At 71.1% G+C, this 18,845-nt stretch carries 16 protein-coding genes and 1 riboswitch; of the genes, 12 read left to right on the top strand and 4 right to left on the bottom strand.

Annotated features, from left to right (window positions below; genetic code table 11):
- Positions 1-50: 50 nt before the first annotated feature.
- Together trpD and OG241_RS14810 are read left to right on the top strand one after the other, a co-directional pair.
- Positions 51-1,115, top strand: a complete 1,065-nt coding sequence (trpD, locus tag OG241_RS14815) for an anthranilate phosphoribosyltransferase (protein WP_405815809.1) — start codon at positions 51-53, stop codon at positions 1,113-1,115.
- An 89-nt stretch (positions 1,116-1,204) separates the two neighbouring features.
- Positions 1,205-1,322: riboswitch (SAM riboswitch) on the top strand.
- Positions 1,323-1,496: 174 nt separating this feature from the next.
- Positions 1,497-2,858 (top strand): aminotransferase class V-fold PLP-dependent enzyme, encoded by a 1,362-nt coding sequence (locus OG241_RS14810; RefSeq protein WP_405815807.1) that lies wholly within the window; start codon positions 1,497-1,499, stop codon positions 2,856-2,858.
- Positions 2,859-2,968: 110 nt separating this feature from the next.
- On the opposite strand, the gene OG241_RS14805 is transcribed toward OG241_RS14810, so the two are convergent.
- Complete coding sequence (locus tag OG241_RS14805) at positions 2,969-3,250, bottom strand: Lrp/AsnC family transcriptional regulator (RefSeq protein WP_405815805.1); 282 nt, start codon at positions 3,248-3,250, stop codon at positions 2,969-2,971.
- Positions 3,247-3,990 (bottom strand): rhomboid family intramembrane serine protease, encoded by a 744-nt coding sequence (locus OG241_RS14800; RefSeq protein WP_405815804.1) that lies wholly within the window; start codon positions 3,988-3,990, stop codon positions 3,247-3,249. The genes OG241_RS14805 and OG241_RS14800 overlap by 4 nt, the downstream gene beginning before the upstream one ends.
- Before the next feature lie 159 nt (positions 3,991-4,149).
- On the opposite strand from OG241_RS14800, the gene OG241_RS14795 reads away from it, so the two are divergent.
- From OG241_RS14795 to OG241_RS14775, 5 genes are all read left to right on the top strand, one after another.
- Positions 4,150-4,389: a hypothetical protein gene (locus OG241_RS14795; protein ID WP_006377658.1), complete on the top strand. Its 240-nt coding sequence runs from the start codon at positions 4,150-4,152 to the stop codon at positions 4,387-4,389.
- A gap of 39 nt (positions 4,390-4,428) precedes the next feature.
- The gene (locus tag OG241_RS14790; protein WP_405815802.1) at positions 4,429-5,778 is read left to right on the top strand and encodes an NYN domain-containing protein; all 1,350 of its coding nucleotides are present in this window, start codon (positions 4,429-4,431) and stop codon (positions 5,776-5,778) included.
- A gap of 224 nt (positions 5,779-6,002) precedes the next feature.
- Complete coding sequence (locus OG241_RS14785) at positions 6,003-7,037, top strand: NlpC/P60 family protein (protein ID WP_405815801.1); 1,035 nt, start codon at positions 6,003-6,005, stop codon at positions 7,035-7,037.
- A gap of 256 nt (positions 7,038-7,293) precedes the next feature.
- Positions 7,294-8,313 (top strand): NlpC/P60 family protein, encoded by a 1,020-nt coding sequence (locus OG241_RS14780; protein ID WP_405815800.1) that lies wholly within the window; start codon positions 7,294-7,296, stop codon positions 8,311-8,313.
- Positions 8,314-8,416: 103 nt separating this feature from the next.
- On the top strand, positions 8,417-9,628 hold the full coding sequence (locus OG241_RS14775; protein WP_405815798.1) for a hypothetical protein: 1,212 nt from the start codon (positions 8,417-8,419) through the stop codon (positions 9,626-9,628).
- On the opposite strand, the gene OG241_RS14770 is transcribed toward OG241_RS14775, so the two are convergent.
- On the bottom strand, positions 9,616-10,851 hold the full coding sequence (locus OG241_RS14770) for a glycosyltransferase 87 family protein (protein ID WP_405826218.1): 1,236 nt from the start codon (positions 10,849-10,851) through the stop codon (positions 9,616-9,618). The two genes, OG241_RS14775 and OG241_RS14770, sit on opposite strands and share 13 nt — an antisense overlap.
- Before the next feature lie 175 nt (positions 10,852-11,026).
- Between OG241_RS14770 and OG241_RS14765 the strand changes: the two genes are divergently transcribed.
- Complete coding sequence (locus OG241_RS14765; RefSeq protein WP_405815796.1) at positions 11,027-12,169, top strand: glycosyltransferase family 4 protein; 1,143 nt, start codon at positions 11,027-11,029, stop codon at positions 12,167-12,169.
- Positions 12,170-12,323: 154 nt separating this feature from the next.
- On the top strand, positions 12,324-13,910 hold the full coding sequence (locus tag OG241_RS14760) for a GMC oxidoreductase (protein WP_405815794.1): 1,587 nt from the start codon (positions 12,324-12,326) through the stop codon (positions 13,908-13,910).
- A 49-nt stretch (positions 13,911-13,959) separates the two neighbouring features.
- Here OG241_RS14760 and OG241_RS14755 read toward each other — a convergent pair whose 3' ends face one another.
- A complete protein-coding gene (locus tag OG241_RS14755; RefSeq protein WP_405815793.1) occupies positions 13,960-15,756 on the bottom strand; it encodes an AMP-dependent synthetase/ligase in 1,797 nt (598 codons plus the stop codon).
- Between the two features lie 347 nt (positions 15,757-16,103).
- On the opposite strand from OG241_RS14755, the gene OG241_RS14750 reads away from it, so the two are divergent.
- From OG241_RS14750 to OG241_RS14740, 3 genes are all read left to right on the top strand, one after another.
- Positions 16,104-16,859, top strand: coding sequence for a metallophosphoesterase (locus OG241_RS14750; protein ID WP_405826216.1), 756 nt, complete (start codon positions 16,104-16,106; stop codon positions 16,857-16,859).
- Positions 16,860-16,964: 105 nt separating this feature from the next.
- Entirely contained in the window at positions 16,965-17,405 is a 441-nt protein-coding gene (locus OG241_RS14745; protein ID WP_405815791.1) for an SRPBCC family protein, read from the top strand.
- Positions 17,406-17,620: 215 nt separating this feature from the next.
- Positions 17,621-18,796, top strand: coding sequence for an ArsA family ATPase (locus tag OG241_RS14740; RefSeq protein WP_405815790.1), 1,176 nt, complete (start codon positions 17,621-17,623; stop codon positions 18,794-18,796).
- The last annotated feature ends 49 nt before the right edge of the window (positions 18,797-18,845 follow it).

Below are 18,845 nucleotides of genomic sequence, written 5' to 3'. Positions count from 1 at the left end.
CCTACAGGAGTCCCGCGGAGAGTCCCGCCGGACTGACCCAGGAGCGGCAGATGAGCGCTGTGAACCCCGCCGGAGGCGACACCGCGGCGGTCCGTTCCTGGCCCCGCGTGCTGAACGGCCTGCTCGACGGCCATGATCTGACCGCCGCCGACACCGCCTGGGCGATGAACCTGATCATGCGAGGCGAGGCGACCGACGCCCAGATCGCCGGGTTCGTGGTGGCGCTGCGGGCCAAGGGCGAGACCGTCCAGGAGATCGCCGGGTTCGTCCAGGCGATGTACGAGCACGCCAACGTCATCGAGGTGCCGGGGCCGACCGTCGACATCGTCGGCACCGGCGGCGACGGCGCCAACACGGTCAACATCTCCACCATGTCCGCGATCGTCATCGCCGGTACGGGCGCCAAGGTCGTCAAGCACGGCAACCGGGCCGCCTCCTCGGCCTCCGGCGCGTCGGACGTGCTGGGGCAGCTCGGGGTCAACCTGGAGCTGACCCCGAAGCGGGTGGCCGAGGTCGCCGAGGAGGCCGGGATCACCTTCTGCTTCGCGGCCAGGTTCCATCCGGCGATGCGTCATGTGGGCGCTGCGCGCGGCCAGTTGGGCATCCGGACGGTCTTCAACATCCTGGGCCCGCTGACCAACCCGGCCAAGGTCAGGGCGCAGGCGGTCGGGGTCGCCGACCCCCGGATGGCACCCATCGTCGCCGGTGTCTTCGCCGAGCGCGGCAACTCGTCCCTGGTGTTCCGGGGCGACGACGGCCTCGACGAACTGACGATCACCGCCACGTCCCACGTATGGGTCGTCCGGGACGGCAAGGTGACGGAGGAGACCTTCGACCCGCGCGACGTCGGCATCGAACTGGTCCCGGTGGAGGCCCTGCGCGGCGGTGACGCCTCGTACAACGCGGCGGTCGCCCGGCGGCTCCTCGACGGCGAGACCGGGCCCGTACGGGATGCCGTGCTGCTCAACTCGGCGGCGGCGCTGGTGGCGCTGGACCCGGGCCCGGGCTCCCTGGCCGAGCAGATCGGCGCCGGGATGGCGAAGGCCGCCGAAGCCATCGACTCGGGGGCGGCGAAGAAGACACTGGAGCGGTGGTCGGCGGCCAGTAACGCGTAGCCCTCGCACAGCGGTTCCCCGGTGCTGAGCGTCCCGCGATCCGGACACGGGTTGCGGGACGCCGATCACCTCCGTTACGTTCTGAACCAGGTCATGAGTGACAGTCATGAGGCCCCGGCCGACTGTCCGGCAACCCTCCGTCCGTGGCGGGGTGCCCCGGGATGAAGACCAGGCCGTAGGCAGCAAGGCTTACGGCAAGCGCGGGCCCCTCTCGACACCAGGGGTCCTGGTCGTTCGAGGGAGTCTTCCGTGAGCAAGCGAATGCGATAGGGCTGCCGAGCCCCGCCTCCGCGCACCCTTTTCGTCCTTTCCGGATCTTTTCCTGTGCTGAGCCATGTCCGCTCGCGCAGTGATTCCTCTTGTCTCTCACGGGAGTTCGCCATGTCTGTCTCCACCGTTGCCGCCGCCCAGACCGTTTGTACCCCGCTGCCCGTTCTGGGCCGTGATGTCACCGTCCCGCTCGTCACCGGCGGCGAAGTCACCTACGCCGCGCTCGACTACGCCGCCAGCGCCCCGGCGCTGCAGCGGGTCTGGGACGACGTGGCCGCGTACGCGCCCTACTACGGCAGCGTGCACCGGGGTGCCGGCTACCTCTCCCAGCTGTCCACGGACCTCTTCGAGAACGCCCGCAGGACGGTCACCGAGTTCCTGGACTGCCGCGCCGACGACCAGCTGATCTTCACCCGGTCCACCACCGACTCCCTGAACCTGCTCGCCGCCGCCCTCCCCGACGGCTGCCAGGTCTTCGTGTTCGAGACCGAGCACCACGCCTCGCTGCTGCCCTGGCGCCACGCCCAGGTCACCTACCTCAACGCCCCGCGCACCCCCGAGCAGGCCGTGGCCACCCTGACGGAGGCCCTCGCGGCCCGTGACCCTCAGGGCCCGGCCCTCGTGTGCGTCACCGGCGCCTCGAACGTCACCGGCGAGCTGTGGCCCGTACGAGAGCTGGCCGCCGCCGCCCACGCCGCCGGTGCCCGGATCGTCCTGGACGCCGCCCAGCTCGCCCCGCACCACCCGGTCTCCGTCCAGGACCTGGACGTCGACTGGGTCGCCTTCTCCGGCCACAAGCTGTACGCGCCCTTCGGCTCCGGTGTCCTGGCCGGCCGCGCCGACTGGCTGCGCGCCGCCGAGCCGTACCTCGCGGGCGGCGGCGCCAGCCGCAAGGTCACGCGGCGCACGGACGGGGGGGTGGACGTGGAGTGGCACGACACCGCCGCCCGGCACGAGGCCGGCTCGCCGAACGTCATCGGCGCCTACTCGATCGCCGCCGCCTGCAAGGCCCTCACGGAGGCCGGCTTCGAGTCGCTGGTGGCCCGGGAGCAGCGGCTGATCGACATCGTGCGGGCGGGACTGGCCGAGGTGCCCGAGGTCAGGGTTCTCTCGCTCTTCGGCGACGACGCCCCGCGCGTCGGGGTCATCTCGTTCGTCGTCGAGGGCTGGAACAGCTCGCACTTCGCCGCGGCGCTCTCCGCGGAGTACGGGATCGGGGTGCGGGACGGGCTGTTCTGCGCGCATCCGCTGGTGCGGACGCTGCTCGGCAGTGACCCGCAGAGCCAGGGGGAGTGCGGGGCGCCCGAGGCGGCGCCGGGGGAGAAGTCGCTGAACGCGATCCGGGTGAGCTTCGGTGCGGGGACGCCCGACGAGCACGTGGAGCGGTTCGTGGGTGCGGTGAAGGAGCTTGTGCGGGACGGGGCCCGGTGGCAGTACCGGACCGAGGACGGGCGCTGCGTGCCGGCGGTTTGATCGCCCCCGCCGCCCTTACCCGTCCCATCCCTGGGGGCTGCGCCCCCAGACCCCCCTGTCGGCCCTGAAGGGGCCTCGTCCTCAAACGCCGGACGGGCTGAATGGTGACCTCAGGAATCGAGGCCGATCGCGAACGCCGCCTCCAGGTCGTGCTGGGAGTACGTCCGGAACGCCACGTGGGTGTCCGTCCCCTCCACCCCGGGGATCCTGCTGATGCTGCCGGGGATGACCTCGGCGAGGTCCTCGTGCCGCTTCACCCGGACCATGGCGATCAGGTCGTACGTGCCCGTCACGGAGAAGACCTCGCTCACGGACTCCAGCGCGGCGATCCGCTCCGCGATCTCGGGGATCCGGTCCACGCTGGTCCTGATGAGCACGATCGCGGTGATCACGGCTGGTTCTCTCCCTCGGTGGCCGTCGCTGGGGCGGGCCTCACTCTAGTCGTACGGCGATACCGCACCCACGCGTAGGCGAAGCCCAGCCCGAACCCCACCACGTGCGCCAGATACGCCACCCCCGGTCCGGACGAGGCCCGGCCCGCGGCCATCCACTGGAGGGTCGCCCAGAACGGCAGGGTCAGCCAGGCCGGGAAGCGCAGCGGCAGGAAGAAGAGGAACGGCAGGAGGCTCGTGACGCGGGCGCCGGGGAACAGGTACAGGAACGCGCCCAGGATCGCCGAGATCGCGCCGGACGCCCCCACCAGCGTCTGCTGCGAGTCGGCGTTGGCGGCGGCGTACCCCAGCAGGGCGAGACAGCCGCAGCCCACGTAGAAGAGGGCGAACTCCAGGTGGCCGAGGCGTTCCTCGGTCATCGCGCCGAAGACGTAGAGAAAGAGCATGTTGCCCAGCAGATGGACCCAGCTGCCGTGCACGAACAGTGCCGTGGCGGGGGTGAGGGTGGCTCGCGGGGCGCCGGTGAAGAGGTCGGCGGGGACCACGCCCCAGCGGCGGAAGTAGGCCCGCTGGGCGGCCAGCAGGGCGTCCCCGGTGCCGTAGCCCGGGTTGAGGCCGGAGGCGGGGCCGATGACGAAGAGCAGACAGCAGACGGCGATCAGCCCGTACGTCACCGGCGCCGACCGGGCACGGACCGAGCTGCGGACCGTCGTACGCCACTTTTCGAACTCGCCGATCATGGACACAGAGCATGACGTAACGGGACCGAACAGTGCAGACCGCCTCGCCGCTGTGGACGGACGGGCGGTGGGTACCCGCCAGGCCTTAGGGTTACGAGCCACACGCTCCAGGGAAACTGGCGCAGCACGGATACTAGAAGGAAAGCGAACATATCCACGATGACGGTTCCTCTGCCGACCGACACGACCCGGTGGCGCTGTGCTCTCTGCGGCAACCTCACGCGTTTCGACGTGACCCGCTCCTCGAAGGTCGTGGAGTACGTGCACCTCGACCTCGCGGGAGATCCCAAGGTGGAGGAGCGCGAGGTGGTCAGTGAGACCATCGAGTCGGTGCGCTGCCGTTGGTGCAACGCCGTGGATCAGGTGGAACTCGTGGACAGGCCGGGCGCCGGCTCCTGACAGGAGCGGGCCCCGCACCGGAACTGGTTGGGGTGAAGGATGGTGGAGACCACAGGCGGGGAGCCGGGCGACGGCGCCGCCGAGGTGCTCGACCGCCCGCTGCCCGACGGCGTGCGCAGGCGCGTCGTGCAGATCGTCTCCGACGGGTTCGGCGGACTCACCGTCGCCGAACTGCCCGCCCAGTTGCGGCAGTACGCGCGGTTCGCGCCCAACCGGCGGGCCAAGTTCGCCGGCAACGCGATGGCCGCCGCGCTGGAGACCGACACGCTGTTTCGGCAGCGCATCGGGGAGAAGCTGAGGGAGGCCCAGCCGGAGCTGGCGGGCGCTCTCGACGCCGGTTCACCGCCCCCGGCCGCCGATCCGCTGGACGTGGCCGCCGCGGCCTATGTGCTGCGCCCCACGGGCTGGGTGAAGCTCGTCACCGCGGCCGGCGAGGAGGCGCAGCGCGCCGACGCCGAGCGTGCCGACGACGAGAGCCGGGCCGAACTGGAGCGGCTGCGCGAGGAACTGGCCGTCGCCCGGGGGCTCACCCGTACCGAGACCGAGCGGCTGCGCACGGAGCTGGAGTCGGCCAAGAAGGAGGCCGAGTCACTGCACCGCAAGCTGCGTGCCGCCCTCAGTGACGTCAAGCGCGGCGAGGCGGCCCTGCGCAAGGTGCACGCCGAGATGGAGACCGTACGCACCGACGGGCACACCCAGGTCTCCGCGGCGGAGAGCGAGGCACGGCGGCTCAAGGGGCGGCTGACCGAGGTCGAGGCCGCGCTGGAGGCCAGCAGACGCGCCGCCCGGGAAGGGCGCAGCGTCGAGGACATGCGCGTACGGCTGCTGCTGGACACCGTGCTCGACGCGGCGCAGGGGCTGCGGCGGGAGCTGGCGCTGCCGCCGGTGTCGGTGCGTCCCGCCGAGACCGTGGACGCGGTCGAGCCGGGGCGGATGACGCCGAAGGACATCGCCGCCCGGGCCCTGTCCGAGAACGATCCGGCGATTCTCGACCAGTTGCTCGCGCTGCCGCAGGCGCACCTGGTCGTCGACGGCTACAACGTGACGAAGACCGGCTATCCGCAGATGCCGTTGGAGAAGCAGCGGCTCCGGCTGCTGGGGCAGCTGTCGCAGCTCGCCGCGCAGACCGGGGCCGAGATGACCTGTGTCTTCGACGGGGCCGAACTGGCCGCTCCGGTGCTGCTGGCGCCGCCGCGCGGGGTGCGCGTCCTGTTTTCCAAGGCCGGTGTCACCGCCGACGAGCTGATCCGTCAGCTGGTGCGCGCGGAGCCGCCCGGCCGACCGGTCATCGTCGTGTCCACGGACCGCGAGGTGGCCGACGGGATCGCCAAGGCCGGGGCCCGTCCGGTGGCTTCGGTGGTGCTGCTGAAGCGCTTCTCGGGCGGCTGACAACATAAGCGCTGAATGCCCGAATTGGCGGAACTGTCACGCAACGTAGTGTCAATCGAGCATTACCGCACGTGAGTTGTGCGTAAAGAATGCTCGGTGTGACAAACATTTTTCACCTCAGGATTTGAAGTGATCACAGGAAGGTCACTAGGGTCAGGGCTCGAACCTCCGCTCGGGTGATCACTCAAAGGGAGTGACGGCGGGAGAAGAAGGAGTTCGCCTCCGTGGCGTCCCATCGTCGACCGAAGCAGCCGAGCCGCACCCGCGTGACCGTGCTCACCACCGCCGCGGCAGCCGCCGTGGCCCTCAGCGCCAACGCCGCCAACGCCGCGCCGAGCCAGAAGCCGAGCATGGACGAGGTCAAGGCCAAGGTCGACAAGCTCTACGAGCAGACCGAGCAGGCGAGCGAGAAGCTCAACGGGGCCAAGGAGAAGCAGAGCCGGCTGGAGAAGGAGATCTCCACCCTCCAGGACAACGTCGCCCGCGGCCAGGGAGACCTGAACGAGCTGCGCGACAGTCTCGGACTCGCCGCCGCCGCCCAGTACCGCACCGGCGGCATCGACCCCTCCGTGCAGCTCTTCCTCTCCGCCGACCCGGACGACTACCTCGACAAGGCGTCCACGATGGACCAGCTGAGCAGTCAGCAGGTCGAGACGCTCAAGGAGGTCACGGAGAAGCAGCGGGCGCTCGCCCAGCAGCGCTCCGAGGCCGGCGAGAAGCTCAAGGACCTCGCGGACACCCGCAGCGAACTGGCCAAGAAGAAGAAGGAAGTCCAGAGCAAGCTCGCCGAGGCGCAGAAGCTCCTCAACTCGATGACGGCCGCGCAGAAGGCGGCCATCGCCGCCGCGGACGCGCGCGCCAGCCGGGCCAGCCAGCGCTCCGCGCTCGACGACCCGGGCAACGTCGTCACCGGCCGCGCGGGTTCCGCGTACGCCGCCGCGCAGAGCAAGATCGGCTCGCCGTACGTCTACGGCGCCGACGGCGAGTCCACCTTCGACTGCTCGGGCTTCACCTCGTGGGCGTTCGCCCAGGTCGGTATCAGCATCCCCCGGACCTCGCAGGACCAGGCGAACGCCGGTACGCGCATCTACTCGCAGAGCAATCTGCAGGTCGGTGACCTGGTCATCTTCTACGGCGACCACCACCACGTCGGCTTCTACGCCGGCAACGGCCAGGTCCTGCACGCGCCGCGCAGCGGCACGGTCGTGCGGTACGAGTCGATCGACAACATGCCGTTCCAGTTCGGCGTACGGATCTGATCCTCTCTTCGACGGATCGGATCGTCGTACTCCTTCCGGGTCTGTTCAAGATCAGGACACGTTGACGCCCGAACGGGCGAATCACGACACGCTCCGCTGACCCCACGCCCCGCCCATGACCTGCGTCATAGGCGGGGCGTCACCGTGTGTGGCCGTCGAGGTCGTTGGTCCGCGTGTGGTCGCCCGGCTACTGTCTGGCGCGCCCCCAACACCGGGGGAACACATGCGTCCGCCAGCGGAAGGAGTGCGGCTTCTCGTGGGGTTCCATCGCCGCCTTGCACCGTCCGGGTTCGACCGGGGAGCCAGCGCCGCGCTCTGCGTGCTGTCCGCCGCAGCCGCGGCTCTCGGCGCGGCCGTGCCCTCGGCCACCGCCGCGCCGACCGACCACACCCGGGCCGAGGTGGACCGGCTCTACACGGAGGCCGAGAAGGCCACCGAGTCCTACAACCGGGCCGACGAGCGCGCCGACGCGCTGCGCGAGCAGGTGACCCGGGCCCAGGACCGGATCGCCCGGCAGCAACTGCGTATCAACACCATGCGGGAGACGCTCGGTTCGCTCGCGGGCGCCCAGTACCGGGCCGGAGGCCTCGACCCCTCGCTCGCGCTGCTGTTCTCCGACAACCCGGACGAGTACCTGGCGAAGGCCGCCGCGCTCGACCGGATCAACGTCCACCAGGCCGCCGAGCTGAGGGAACTCCAGGCGGCCATGCGGGAACTCGCCCAGGAGCGCGCGGAGGCCACCGGCAACCTCGCCGAGCTCGACCGGAGCCGCAAGGCCGTCGCCGCCCACAAGCGGACCGTCGAACAGAAGCTGGCGAAGGCGCGGGCACTGCTCAACTCGCTGCCGTCCGCCGACCGGGCCGCCTACGACCGGGCCTCGCGTTCCGACCGCGCCGACCTGCCCGACCTCGGCAACGCCGCCGCGCCGAGCGCCCGTGCGGCGGCCGCCGTCGCCGCGGCCCGTGCCGCGCTGGGCAGTCCGTACGTCTGGGGCTCCAACGGGCCCTCCGGCTTCGACTGTTCGGGCCTGATGCAGTGGTCGTACGCGAAGGCCGGGGTCTCCCTGCCGCGCACCTCGCAGGCCCAGCGGTACGCCGGACAGCAGGTCCCGCTCTCCCAGGCCCAGCCCGGCGACCTGGTCACCTACCGGTCCGACGCCAGTCATGTCGGCATGTACGTGGGCAACGGGCAGGTCATCCACGCCCCCTATCCGGGCGCGCCGGTGCGGTACGACCCGGTGGGCATGATGCCGGTCTCGTCGGTCACCAGGGTCTGAGCGTCCGGAACGCCGCCGCTTCCCGGACCTCCCGCTCGGCCGGCTCGTCCCGGGCGTCCCGGTCGTCTCGGCTTCCCGACAATCGGGCCGTACGATCGTCGGCGTGGCTGGTCGAAGGCGTGCGCGGGGTGCGTGGTGGGTCCGGGGCGTGGCTCTCTGGCTGCTGCTCGGCTCGCTGGTCGCCCTCGTGGCGTGCGGCGGCCGGCCGGGGATCGACACCGCGTCCGCAGACGTCCGACGGCTGCTGGACCGGCGCTCGGCGGCCGTCCTCGCCGGCGACGCGGCGGCGTACGCGGGCACCGGTGCGTCGGCGCAGTTCACGCGGCTGCGCGCGCTCCCGCTGGCGGCCTGGTCGTACCGCCTGGTCGCCCTGCGCCGCACCGGCGACGACGGGGCCACCGCTGACGTGGAGCTGAGCTATCGCGTCCAGGGCATCGACAAGGCCCCTGTGAAGGCCGGGCGCACCCTGCGCCTCACCCAGCGGCACAACGGCCGGTGGTACGTCGACGACGACGAGCCCGCGCGCGGGACGGCCCGGCAGCTGTGGGACCAGGGGACCGTCGAGGCCGTACGCGGGGCGCACAGCCTGGTGCTGGGGGTCGGGCAGTCACCGGACCTGCTGCGCGGGTACGCGGGCCTCGCCGACCGTGCTGTGCCCGCGGTGACGGACGCGTGGGGCGGGGCGTGGACGAAGCGGGTCGTGATCCTCGTACCGAAGTCGCTGGACGGGATGGCGGGGCTGCTCGGGTCGCCGTCCTCCGCGTACCGGGGGATCGCGGCGGTCACGACCGGGGAGGCGGGAGGGTCGGTGACGGCGCCCGCGGACCGGATCATCGTCAACCCGGAGGCGTACGGCGTGCTCGGCGGTTTCGGCAAGCAGGTCGTGCTCACCCACGAGACCACGCATGTCGCGACCCGCACCGCCACCACGGCGGCCACACCGCTGTGGCTCTCCGAGGGGTACGCGGACTGGGTCGGCTACCGGTCCACGGGCCGTACGGCCGTCCAGGCGGCGCCCGAACTGGCCCGCGCCGTGGCCGCGGGCGAGGTGCCGGACGCGCTTCCCGTGGACGCGGACTTCGGCTTCGGCGGGGACGCGGCGAAGCTGGCCCAGGCGTACGAGGGCGGCTGGCTGGCGTGCCGGCTGATCGCCGACCGGTGGGGGGAGGTACGCCTCGGCGAGTTCTACCGGGCCGTGGGGGCGCACGGTAAGCGGGCGGGGGCCGTCCAGGGCGCGCTGGCGAAGGTGCTGGGGACGACGCCGGGGGAGTTCACGGGCCTGTGGCGGGAGTACCTCCGCGCTCAGCTCGGCTGAGTCTCCCGGGCGAGGGCGGCCCGGTCCGGCAGCGGCGGGAGCTGCGCCCGGCGCGGGACCGTCGTGCGCCACAGCCGCAGGGCCGCCGTGAGTGCGGCGGCGATCAGCAGGCCGTTGCGGGTGAACAGAAGGGCCATGCCGTAGGTGTCGCTGGCGACCACATGCCCGAAGCCGACGGGGAACTCCAGGACCGTCACCAGACAGGCGACGACGACCAGGCCGGCGGGCAGGGTCATGCTGGTGGCGCGGAAGCAGAGGCAGACGGCGGCCAGGCCGACCAGCCACACCATGTACTGCGGGCTGATCACCCGGCTGGTCACCGTGAACAGCAGCACCGCCACGAAGGCCGCCTCCGCGAGGGTGTGCGGAAGGAAGCGGGTGGCGCACAGCCGCCACAGCAGCAGCCAGCCGAAGGCGACGACGGTCAGCAGCAACGCGACCGTGCTCACCGTCCGCACGTACGGGCCAAGGAATTCGATGGAGCCGTAGTTCAGCGCCACCCGGCCCTCCCAGCCGAACTGCCGCCCGACATGGAAGACGAGGGCGCCCACCGACTCCACTTCCGTGCCCCGGTCGCCCTGGAAGGTCAGGAAGGCGAAGGCACCGGGCATGGTCACCGCGAACACGGACGCCACCGCGGCCACCGTGAGGGCCGCCCAGGCCCATGCCCGGCGCCCTGCGGCCCCCACGAGCAGCAGCGCGGGCCAGACCTTCAGCAGCGCCCCGAAGCCCACCAGGGCGCCCATGAGGCGCGGATGCCGGGCGCCCGCGAGCAGCGCGGCCACTGCCACGGCGGTCACCATGACGTCGTACCGGGCGTACACGGTCGGGCCCAGCAGCGGCACGCCCACCACCCACACCCAGGCGCCGAGCGACGACCGGCCGGGGCGTCCGCCCACATACACGAGCAGGGCCAGGACGACGAGGTCGGCGAGACAGGCCAGGACGAAGAACGCCGACGCGTAGTCCAGGAAGGGCAGGGCGCCGGGCGACAGGATCGCCAGGGCTGCGGCGGGCGGGTACTGCCAGGTGACGTCGCCGAGCGGGAAGGTGCCGTGGCTCAGCACCTCGTACCAGCCGTGGTAGATCACCGAGACGTCGCTGGTGACGTCCGGGCCGGGGAAGACGACCACTTTGAACACGAACAGCAGCAGGAGCAGCCGGGTCAGGCCCCAGGTGCCCAGCAGTGCCACGGGGAGCCGCAGTCGTCCTCTGCGCTCGATGTCCACCTGAGCCCCTGTTCGTGCCTCGTGGCCGGTTCGTCTCGACCGGTTCGTCGGGTGTCAACCGGTGAGCGGCCATGATCTCCCGAGCGACTGTGCGATTGCCATCAAACGGGGCCTGACACCTGTGAGGGTTCTGGGAGGGTGCCGGGGACGGTTCGGTAGGGTCGGCGGCGTGCACAAGACCCTGATCGTCACGAACGACTTCCCGCCCCGGCCGGGCGGTATCCAGGCCTTCCTGCACAACATGGCGCTGCGGCTCGACCCCGACCGGCTCGTCGTCTACGCCTCCACGTGGAAGCGCGGCCCCGAGGGCGCCCGCGCCACAGCTGCCTTCGACGCCGAGCAGCCCTTCACCGTCGTACGCGACCGGACGACGATGCTGCTGCCGACGCCCGCGGTCACCGGGCGGGCCGTCGGGCTGCTGCGTGAACACGGGTGCACGTCGGTGTGGTTCGGGGCGGCGGCGCCGCTCGGGCTGATGGCGCCGGCCCTGCGGAAGGCGGGCGCCGAGCGGCTGGTGGCGACGACCCACGGTCACGAGGCCGGGTGGGCGCAGCTGCCGGCGGCACGTCAACTGCTGCGCAGGATCGGCGAGTCGACGGACACGATCACCTACCTGGGCGAGTACACGCGGTCGCGGATCGCCACCGCGCTCACCCCGGGGGCGGCCCGGCGGATGGTCCAGCTGCCGCCCGGGGTCGACGAGAAGACCTTCCATCCGGGGTCGGGCGGCGAGGCGGTCCGGGCCCGGCTCGGGCTCACCGACCGGCCCGTGGTCGTGTGCGTCTCACGGCTGGTCCCGCGCAAGGGGCAGGACACGCTGATCCTGGCGATGCCCCGCATCCTCGCGGTCGAGCCGGAGACGGTGCTGCTGATCGTCGGCGGCGGACCCTACGCGCGCGAGCTGAGCAAGCTCGCGCACGAGACCGGCGTCGCCGACTCGGTCCGATTCACCGGTCCGGTGCCCTGGGCGGAACTGCCCGCCCACTACGGCGCCGGTGACGTGTTCGCGATGCCGTGCCGGACGCGCCGGGGCGGTCTCGATGTCGAGGGGCTCGGAATCGTCTACCTGGAGGCGTCCGCGACGGGGCTGCCGGTGGTCGCCGGTGACTCGGGAGGCGCGCCGGACGCCGTCCTGGACGGGGAGACCGGCTGGGTGGTGCGCGGCACCTCGGTGGAGGAGGCCGCCGACCGGATCACCGTCCTGCTCGGCGACGCGGAGCTGCGCGCCCGGATGGGGGAGCGGGGGCGGGCCTGGGTCGAGGAGAAGTGGCGCTGGGATCTGCTCGCGGAGGAGCTGAAGGCGCTGCTGTGACGGCAGGGGTCCGGCCGGTCGGCAAAGCCGAATACATATAGGTACGCACCTACTAGGCGGAAGTGGAAATTCCGCCGATGCTGCGCTCATGACAGAAAAACTGATACACCGTCAGTTGATGCAGCATCAGCTGACGAGGCGTCAAATACTGGGCATGGCCGCCTTCCAGACGGCCGCCGCCCTCGGATTCACCCGCGTCGGCCTCCAGTCCGCCCAGGCCGTCGAACCCGCCGCCGTCGAGTCCGCTCCCGCGATCGTCATCGGTTCCGGGTACGGCGGCGCGGTCGCCGCACTCCGCCTCGGCCAGGCCGGCATCCGCACCCTCGTCATCGAGATGGGCCGCCTCTGGAACACCACGGGCCCCGACGGCAAGGTCTTCTGCTCCACCGCCGCCCCTGACAAGCGCTCCATGTGGTTCAAGACCCGCACCGAGGCACCGCTGGCCAGCTTCCTGTGGCTGGACGTCGTCAACAGGGACATCACCCCCTACCCCGGCGCCCTGGACCGCGTGCACTACAACGACATGTCCGTGTTCCTCGGCCGCGGGGTCGGCGGCGGTTCACTGGTCAACGGCAGCATGGCGGTCACCCCGCTCCAGTCGTACTTCGCCGAGCAGTTCCCCGGCGTCGACGCCACCGAGATGTACGGGACCTACTTCCCGCGGGCCCGCGCGATGCTGGGCGTCAACAGCGTCGACCCCGCCTGGTTCGAGTCGACGGAGTGGTACCGCTTCACCCGGGTCTCCCGCAAGCACGCCGAGAAGACCGGCCTGAAGACCACCTTCGTACCGAGCGTCTACGACTTCGACTACATGCAGCGCGAGGCGGCCGGCACGGCGACCAAGTCGGCGCTCGGGCAGGAGGTCATCTACGGCAACAACTACGGCAAGCGCAGCCTCGACAAGACGTACCTCGCCTCGGCACTGGGCACCGGCAACGTCACCATCACCACCATGGAACGGGTCAGGGCGATCAGCAGGGCCGCCGACGGGACGTACGTCCTGACCGCCGACCGGATCGACGACACCGGCGCCGTCGTCCAGACCAAGCAGTACGGGTGCACCTATCTGTTCCTCGGCGGCGGCAGCATCGGGACCACCGAACTCCTCGTCCGGGCCCGGGAGACGGGCACACTGCCCGCGCTCAACTCCAGCGTGGGGACCGGCTGGGGGACCAACGGCAACGTGATGCTCGGGCGGGCCAACCATCTGTGGGACACGGTCGGGGCGAACCAGTCGACGATGCCGGTGATGGGTATCGACGACTGGGCCAACACCGCCAACCCCGTCTTCGCCGAAATCGCCCCGCTGCCAACGGGGTTGGAGCACTGGGTGAGCCTCTATCTGGCGATCACCAAGAACCCGCAGCGAGCCTCGTTCACCTACGACGCGGCGACCGACTCGGCGCGGCTCGGCTGGAGCGCCGCCCAGAGCGCGGTGTCCGTCGCCATGGCCAAGAAGCTGTTCGACCGGATCAACGCGGCCAACGCCACCATCTACCGGACCGACCTGTTCGGCGCCGGCAACAAGACCTTCGCCGACGACTTCACCTACCACCCGCTGGGCGGCTGCGTGTTGGGCCAGGCGACCGACAACTACGGGCGGGTGAAGGGGTATTCGAAGCTTTACATCACCGACGGCTCGCTGGTGCCCGGCTCGATCGGGGTGAACCCGTTCGTGACGATCACCGCGCTCGCGGAACGCACGATGGCGCGGGTCCTCGCCGAGGACACCACGCCATGAGCCGGGTCCGGCACGGGTTCCCGCGCCAACCCCTCTACCGACTCCCGTACTAGCTCTGGTAGATCGCCTCGATCTCGTCCGCGTAGTCCTTCGCCACCACATTGCGCTTGAGCTTCAGGGACGGCGTCAGGTGGCCCGACTCCTCGGTGAACTGGGAGGCCAGAATGCGGAACTTCCGCACCGATTCCGCCTTCGACACCGCGGCGTTGCCGTCGTCGACCGCGCCCTGGATCACCGCGAGGAGATCCGGGTCATGGGCGAGCGACGCCGCGGTGGACCCGGCCGGTTTGCCGTGCTCGTCGGCCCAACGCCCAAGGAACTCCTCGTCGATGGTGACCAGCGCGCCCACGAACGGCCGCCCGTCGCCCACCACCATGCACTCCCCGACCAGCGCGTGCGCGCGGATACGGTCCTCGATCACGGCCGGGGCGACGTTCTTGCCGCCCGCGGTGACGATGATCTCCTTCTTGCGGCCGGTGATGCTCAGGTAGCCGTCCTCGTCGAGGGTGCCGATGTCGCCGGTGTGGAACCAGCCGTCGGCCAGCGCCTCCTCGGTCGCACCCGGGTTGTTCCAGTACTCCTTGAAGAGGTGCTCGCCGTGCAGGAGTACCTCGCCGTCGTCGGCGATGCGCACGACCGAGCCCGGCAGCGGCTGGCCGACCGAGCCGATCTTCTGCCGGTCCCACGGGTTGAACGAGGTGGCCGCACAGGACTCGGTCAGGCCGTAGCCCTCCAGGACCGTGAAGCCGATCCCGCGGAAGAAGTGCCCGAGCCGCTCACCGAGCGGGGCGCCGCCGGAGATGGCGTACTCGCCCTTGCCGCCGAGGACCGCGCGCAGCTTGCTGTAGACGAGCTTGTCGAACGTCTTGTACTTGATCTTCAGGCCGAGGGACGGACCCGACGGGGTGTCCAGCGCCCGGCTGTACAGGATCGCCGTGTCGGCGGCCTTGTCGAAGATCTTGCCCTTGCCGTCCGCCTGCGCCTTGGCACGCGCCGAGTTGTAGACCTTCTCGAAGACACGCGGCACACCGAGGATCAACGTCGGCCGGAACGACGCCAGTTCGTCGGTGAGGTTCTTGATGTCCGGGACCATGCCCAGCTTGATCGGCGCCATCATCGGCGCGATCTGCACCAGCCGCCCGAAGACGTGCGCGAGCGGCAGGAAGAGGAGGACCGAGCACTCGCCGGTCCGGAACAGGGGCCGCAGCCGCTCGACGACGTTGCCGCACTCGGCGAAGAAGCTGCGGTGCGTCAGCACACAGCCCTTGGGCCGGCCGGTCGTACCGCTCGTGTACACGATGGTCGCCGGGTCGTCGGCCTTCGTCCGCGCACCGCGTTCCTCGACGGCCGCGTCGCTGACGTCCTGGCCCGCCCGCCCCAGCTCCTCCACCGCGCCCGCGTCGATCTGCCAGACGTGCTTCAGCCCGGGCAACCGGTCGCGCACCGACTCGACGGAGGCGGCGTGGGCGTCCAACTCCACGATGACCGCGGTGGCCCCGGAGTCACTGAGGATCCACTGCACCTGCTCGGCGGAGCTGGTCTCGTACACAGGTACGGTCACCGCGCCCGCGCACCAGATCGCGAAGTCGAACAGGGTCCACTCGTAGCGCGTACGGGACATCAGGGCGACCCGGTCGCCCTGCGCGACCCCGGAGGCGATGAGGCCCTTCGCGGCGGTGAGCACCTCGGCGAGGAAGGTCGTGGCCGTCACGTCCTGCCAGGCGCCGTCCACCTTGCGGGCGATGACGGCGACATCCGGATGCTGCGCGGCGTTTCGACGGACGATGTCGGTCAGATTTCCGTCCGCGGGGACCTCGTACAAAGCCGGAAGGCTGAACTCGCGCAAGACTGCTGCTCCTCATAGGGCGCCGGCGCCACGACGTTGTGCGATGCGACGGTGCGGTCCATGGCTCGGGCAAGTACTCACGGATCTCGTGGTTGAAATCCTGAGTACGACTGGACTGCCCGGACGTTACCCGCCGGTATGGCTTCTACGACAGGGGGACCGGCGAGATGTTCGCGGCGTCACACGGGTTGATGTCTTTTACGCACAGTAGTGCACGGTTTTCTTCACTGACCAGTAACTGTGGAGGACCCCCCTCTTCTGTTCACCCGTACCGCACACGCCTACCCTTGATCGCCATGGCACCCACACCGCGGGGCAACCCCCATGCGAAGAGGACGCGCGTTCACGTGGTCAGCGACGTGCACGGCAACGTGCGCGACCTGGCCGTAGCCGGTGCGGGCGCGGACGCCCTGATCTGCCTGGGCGACCTGGTCCTCTTCCTCGACTACGCCGACCACTCGCGCGGCATCTTCCCCGACCTCTTCGGCGCCGAGAACGCGAGCCGCATCGTGGCGCTGCGCACGGCCCGCCGTTTCGAGGAGGCGCGCGAACTCGGGGCCCGGCTGTGGGCCGGCGTCGGCGCGGACCGGGCGACGGTGATCGAGAAGGCGGTGCGCAAGCAGTACGCCGAACTGTTCGCCGCGCTCCCGACCCCGACGTACGCCACCTACGGCAACGTCGACATGCCGACACTGTGGCCGGAGTACGCCGGACCGGGCACCCGGGTCCTGGACGGGGAGCGGGTGGAGATCGGGGGCCGGACCTTCGGCTTCGTCGGCGGCGGCCTCCGGACGCAGATGCGCACGCCGTACGAGATCAGCGACGAGGAGTACGCGGCGAAGATCGAGGCCGTCGGCGAGGTCGACGTGCTGTGCACGCACATTCCGCCGGAGGTCCCGGAGTTGGTGTACGACACGGTCGCGCGCCGTTTCGAACGCGGCAGTCGCGCGCTGCTCGACGCGATCCGGCGCACGCGCCCCCGGTACGCCCTGTTCGGCCACGTCCACCAGCCGCTGGCCCGGCGGATGCGGATCGGCGGCACGGAGTGCGTGAACGTGGGGCACTTCGCGGGGAGCGGGCAGCCGTGGGTGCTCGAATGGTGACGGGTCCGGGTGACAACGGCCTGCCCCGGGCGGGGTAGCCTTCACGCTGCACGTACGTGCGCACCAACCCTCCCTCACCGGACCGCATCTGGAGGAGCCACTTCGATGGCGGAATTCACCAGTTCGAGCATCACGATCGAGGCGGCACCGAACGAGGTGATGGCGGTGATCGCCGACTTCGCCCGTTACCCGGACTGGACCGGCGAGGTGAAGGAGGCCGAGGTCCTGAAGACCGACGCCCAGGGCCGCGCCGAGCAGGTCCGCCTGGTCATGGACGCCGGCGCGATCAAGGACGACCAGACCCTCGGCTACACCTGGACCGGCGACAACGAGGTCTCGTGGACCCTGGTCAAGTCGCAGATGCTGCGTGCGCTGGACGGCTCGTACATCCTGAAGCCGGCGGGCGCCGGGGCGACCGAGGTCACCTACCAGCTGACGGTGGACGTCAAGATCCCGATGCTGGGCATGATCAAGCGCAAGGCGGAGAAGGTCATCATCGACCGCGCGCTGGCGGGGCTGAAGAAGCGGGTGGAGGAACCCAAGTAGGTTTCCCACCCCCCCACCCGTTTCCAGCCCGTTTGCCAGCCATCCTCGAGACTGCGATGCCGTCCGCCCCTCCGGCGCTGGCCCCGCACCATCCAGTGCCGGCCCGCATCTCCAGCCCGTCCGGCGCTTGAGGACAAGGCCCGTTCAGGGCCGGTGCGGGGGTCTGGGGGCGCAGCCCCCAGCGGCGGGCGGCAACACCGGTACCGTTCACCCACATGCGCACAATCCTCCTCACCGGCCCAGGCGGCTCGGGCCGCACCACCCTCGCCGCGGCCACCGCACTGACCGCGGCGCGCGACGGCACCCCCACCCTCGTCCTCAGCACCGACCGCACCGACACCCTCGGCGCCGCCCTCGGCACCCCCACGGGCCCCACCCCCGTATCCGTACCGGACACCCCCCACCTCACCGCCTGGCGCCCCGACGCCGCCGAACGCTTCCGCGCCGACCTCACCGCCTTCCAGGACCGCGGCGCGGGCGTCCTCGACTTCCTCGGCGCCTCCCGGCTCGACCCCGAGGAAGTCACCCCCCTCCCCGGCGCCGAGGAACTCGCCCTGCTGCGCGCCCTGCGCGAGGCCGTGCTCTCGGAGGCGTACGACCTCCTCGTCGTCGACCTCCCGCCCACCCCGCAGGCGCTCGCCCTCCTCGCCCTGCCCGACGAACTCCGCCGCTACCTGCGCCGCCTCCTCCCGGCCGAACGCCAGGCCGCCCGCGCCCTGCGCCCCGTACTCGGCCGCCTCGCCGGCGTCCCGATGCCCGCGGAGTGGCTGTACGAGGCCGCCGCCCGCTGGGACGTGGAACTGGCCGCCGTCACCGCGGTCGTCGAGGACCGGGACACCGTCGTACGTCTGGTCGCCGAACCCGGCCCGGCCGGTGCCGACGCCGTACGCGCCGCGACCGTGGGACTCGCCCTGCGCGGCCTGCGCACGGACGCGCTGATCGCCAACCGCGTCCTGCCGGAACCCTCGATCGATCCCTGGCTCGCCTCCGTCACCGCCCAGCAGCGCAAGGCCCTGGAGGAGTGGCAGGAGACGCACGCCCTGCACCAGGTACCGCACCTCGGACACGACCCGCGCGGCACCGGCGACCTGGCCGCACTGCGCGCCCCCCTCGTCAACCGGACCCCCGCCACCGTCGAGTGGCCCGTCACCGACCACCTCGCCGACGACGGTGTGCTCGTCTGGCACATCCCGCTGCCCGGCGCGATACGCGACGAGCTCGACCTGGTCCGGCGTGGCGACGAACTCGTCCTCACCGTGGGCCCGTTCCGCCGTATCGTCCCGCTGCCGTCGGCCCTGCGCCGCTGCTCGGTGGCAGGCGCCGCCCTGCGCGACGGCGAGCTGAGGATCCGTTTCGCGCCGGACCCGGATCTCTGGCCGCAGGCACGATGAACCGGGTACGTCCATTCGGGTACCGTCGGAGAGACGAACCGTAGTCAGG

The sequence above is a fragment of the Streptomyces sp. NBC_01390 genome (genome assembly GCF_045040105.1).
Lineage (GTDB): Bacteria > Actinomycetota > Actinomycetes > Streptomycetales > Streptomycetaceae > Streptomyces.
Note: the sequence above shows the minus strand (reverse complement) of the source record. Positions and strands in the feature narration are given on the sequence as shown.

Bases quoted from the DNA above. Each gene is read 5' to 3' on its own strand.
- OG241_RS14795 (WP_006377658.1), top strand. From the start codon at position 4,150: ATGACGGTTCCTCTGCCGACCGACACGACCCGGTGGCGCTGTGCTCTC.
- OG241_RS14760 (WP_405815794.1), top strand. From the start codon at position 12,324: ATGGCCGCCTTCCAGACGGCCGCCGCCCTCGGATTCACCCGCGTCGGC.
- OG241_RS14740 (WP_405815790.1), top strand. From the start codon at position 17,621: ATGCGCACAATCCTCCTCACCGGCCCAGGCGGCTCGGGCCGCACCACC.
- OG241_RS14790 (WP_405815802.1), top strand. From the start codon at position 4,429: ATGGTGGAGACCACAGGCGGGGAGCCGGGCGACGGCGCCGCCGAGGTG.
- OG241_RS14745 (WP_405815791.1), top strand. From the start codon at position 16,965: ATGGCGGAATTCACCAGTTCGAGCATCACGATCGAGGCGGCACCGAAC.
- OG241_RS14810 (WP_405815807.1), top strand. From the start codon at position 1,497: ATGTCTGTCTCCACCGTTGCCGCCGCCCAGACCGTTTGTACCCCGCTG.
- OG241_RS14800 (WP_405815804.1), bottom strand. From the start codon at position 3,990: ATGATCGGCGAGTTCGAAAAGTGGCGTACGACGGTCCGCAGCTCGGTC.
- trpD (WP_405815809.1), top strand. From the start codon at position 51: ATGAGCGCTGTGAACCCCGCCGGAGGCGACACCGCGGCGGTCCGTTCC.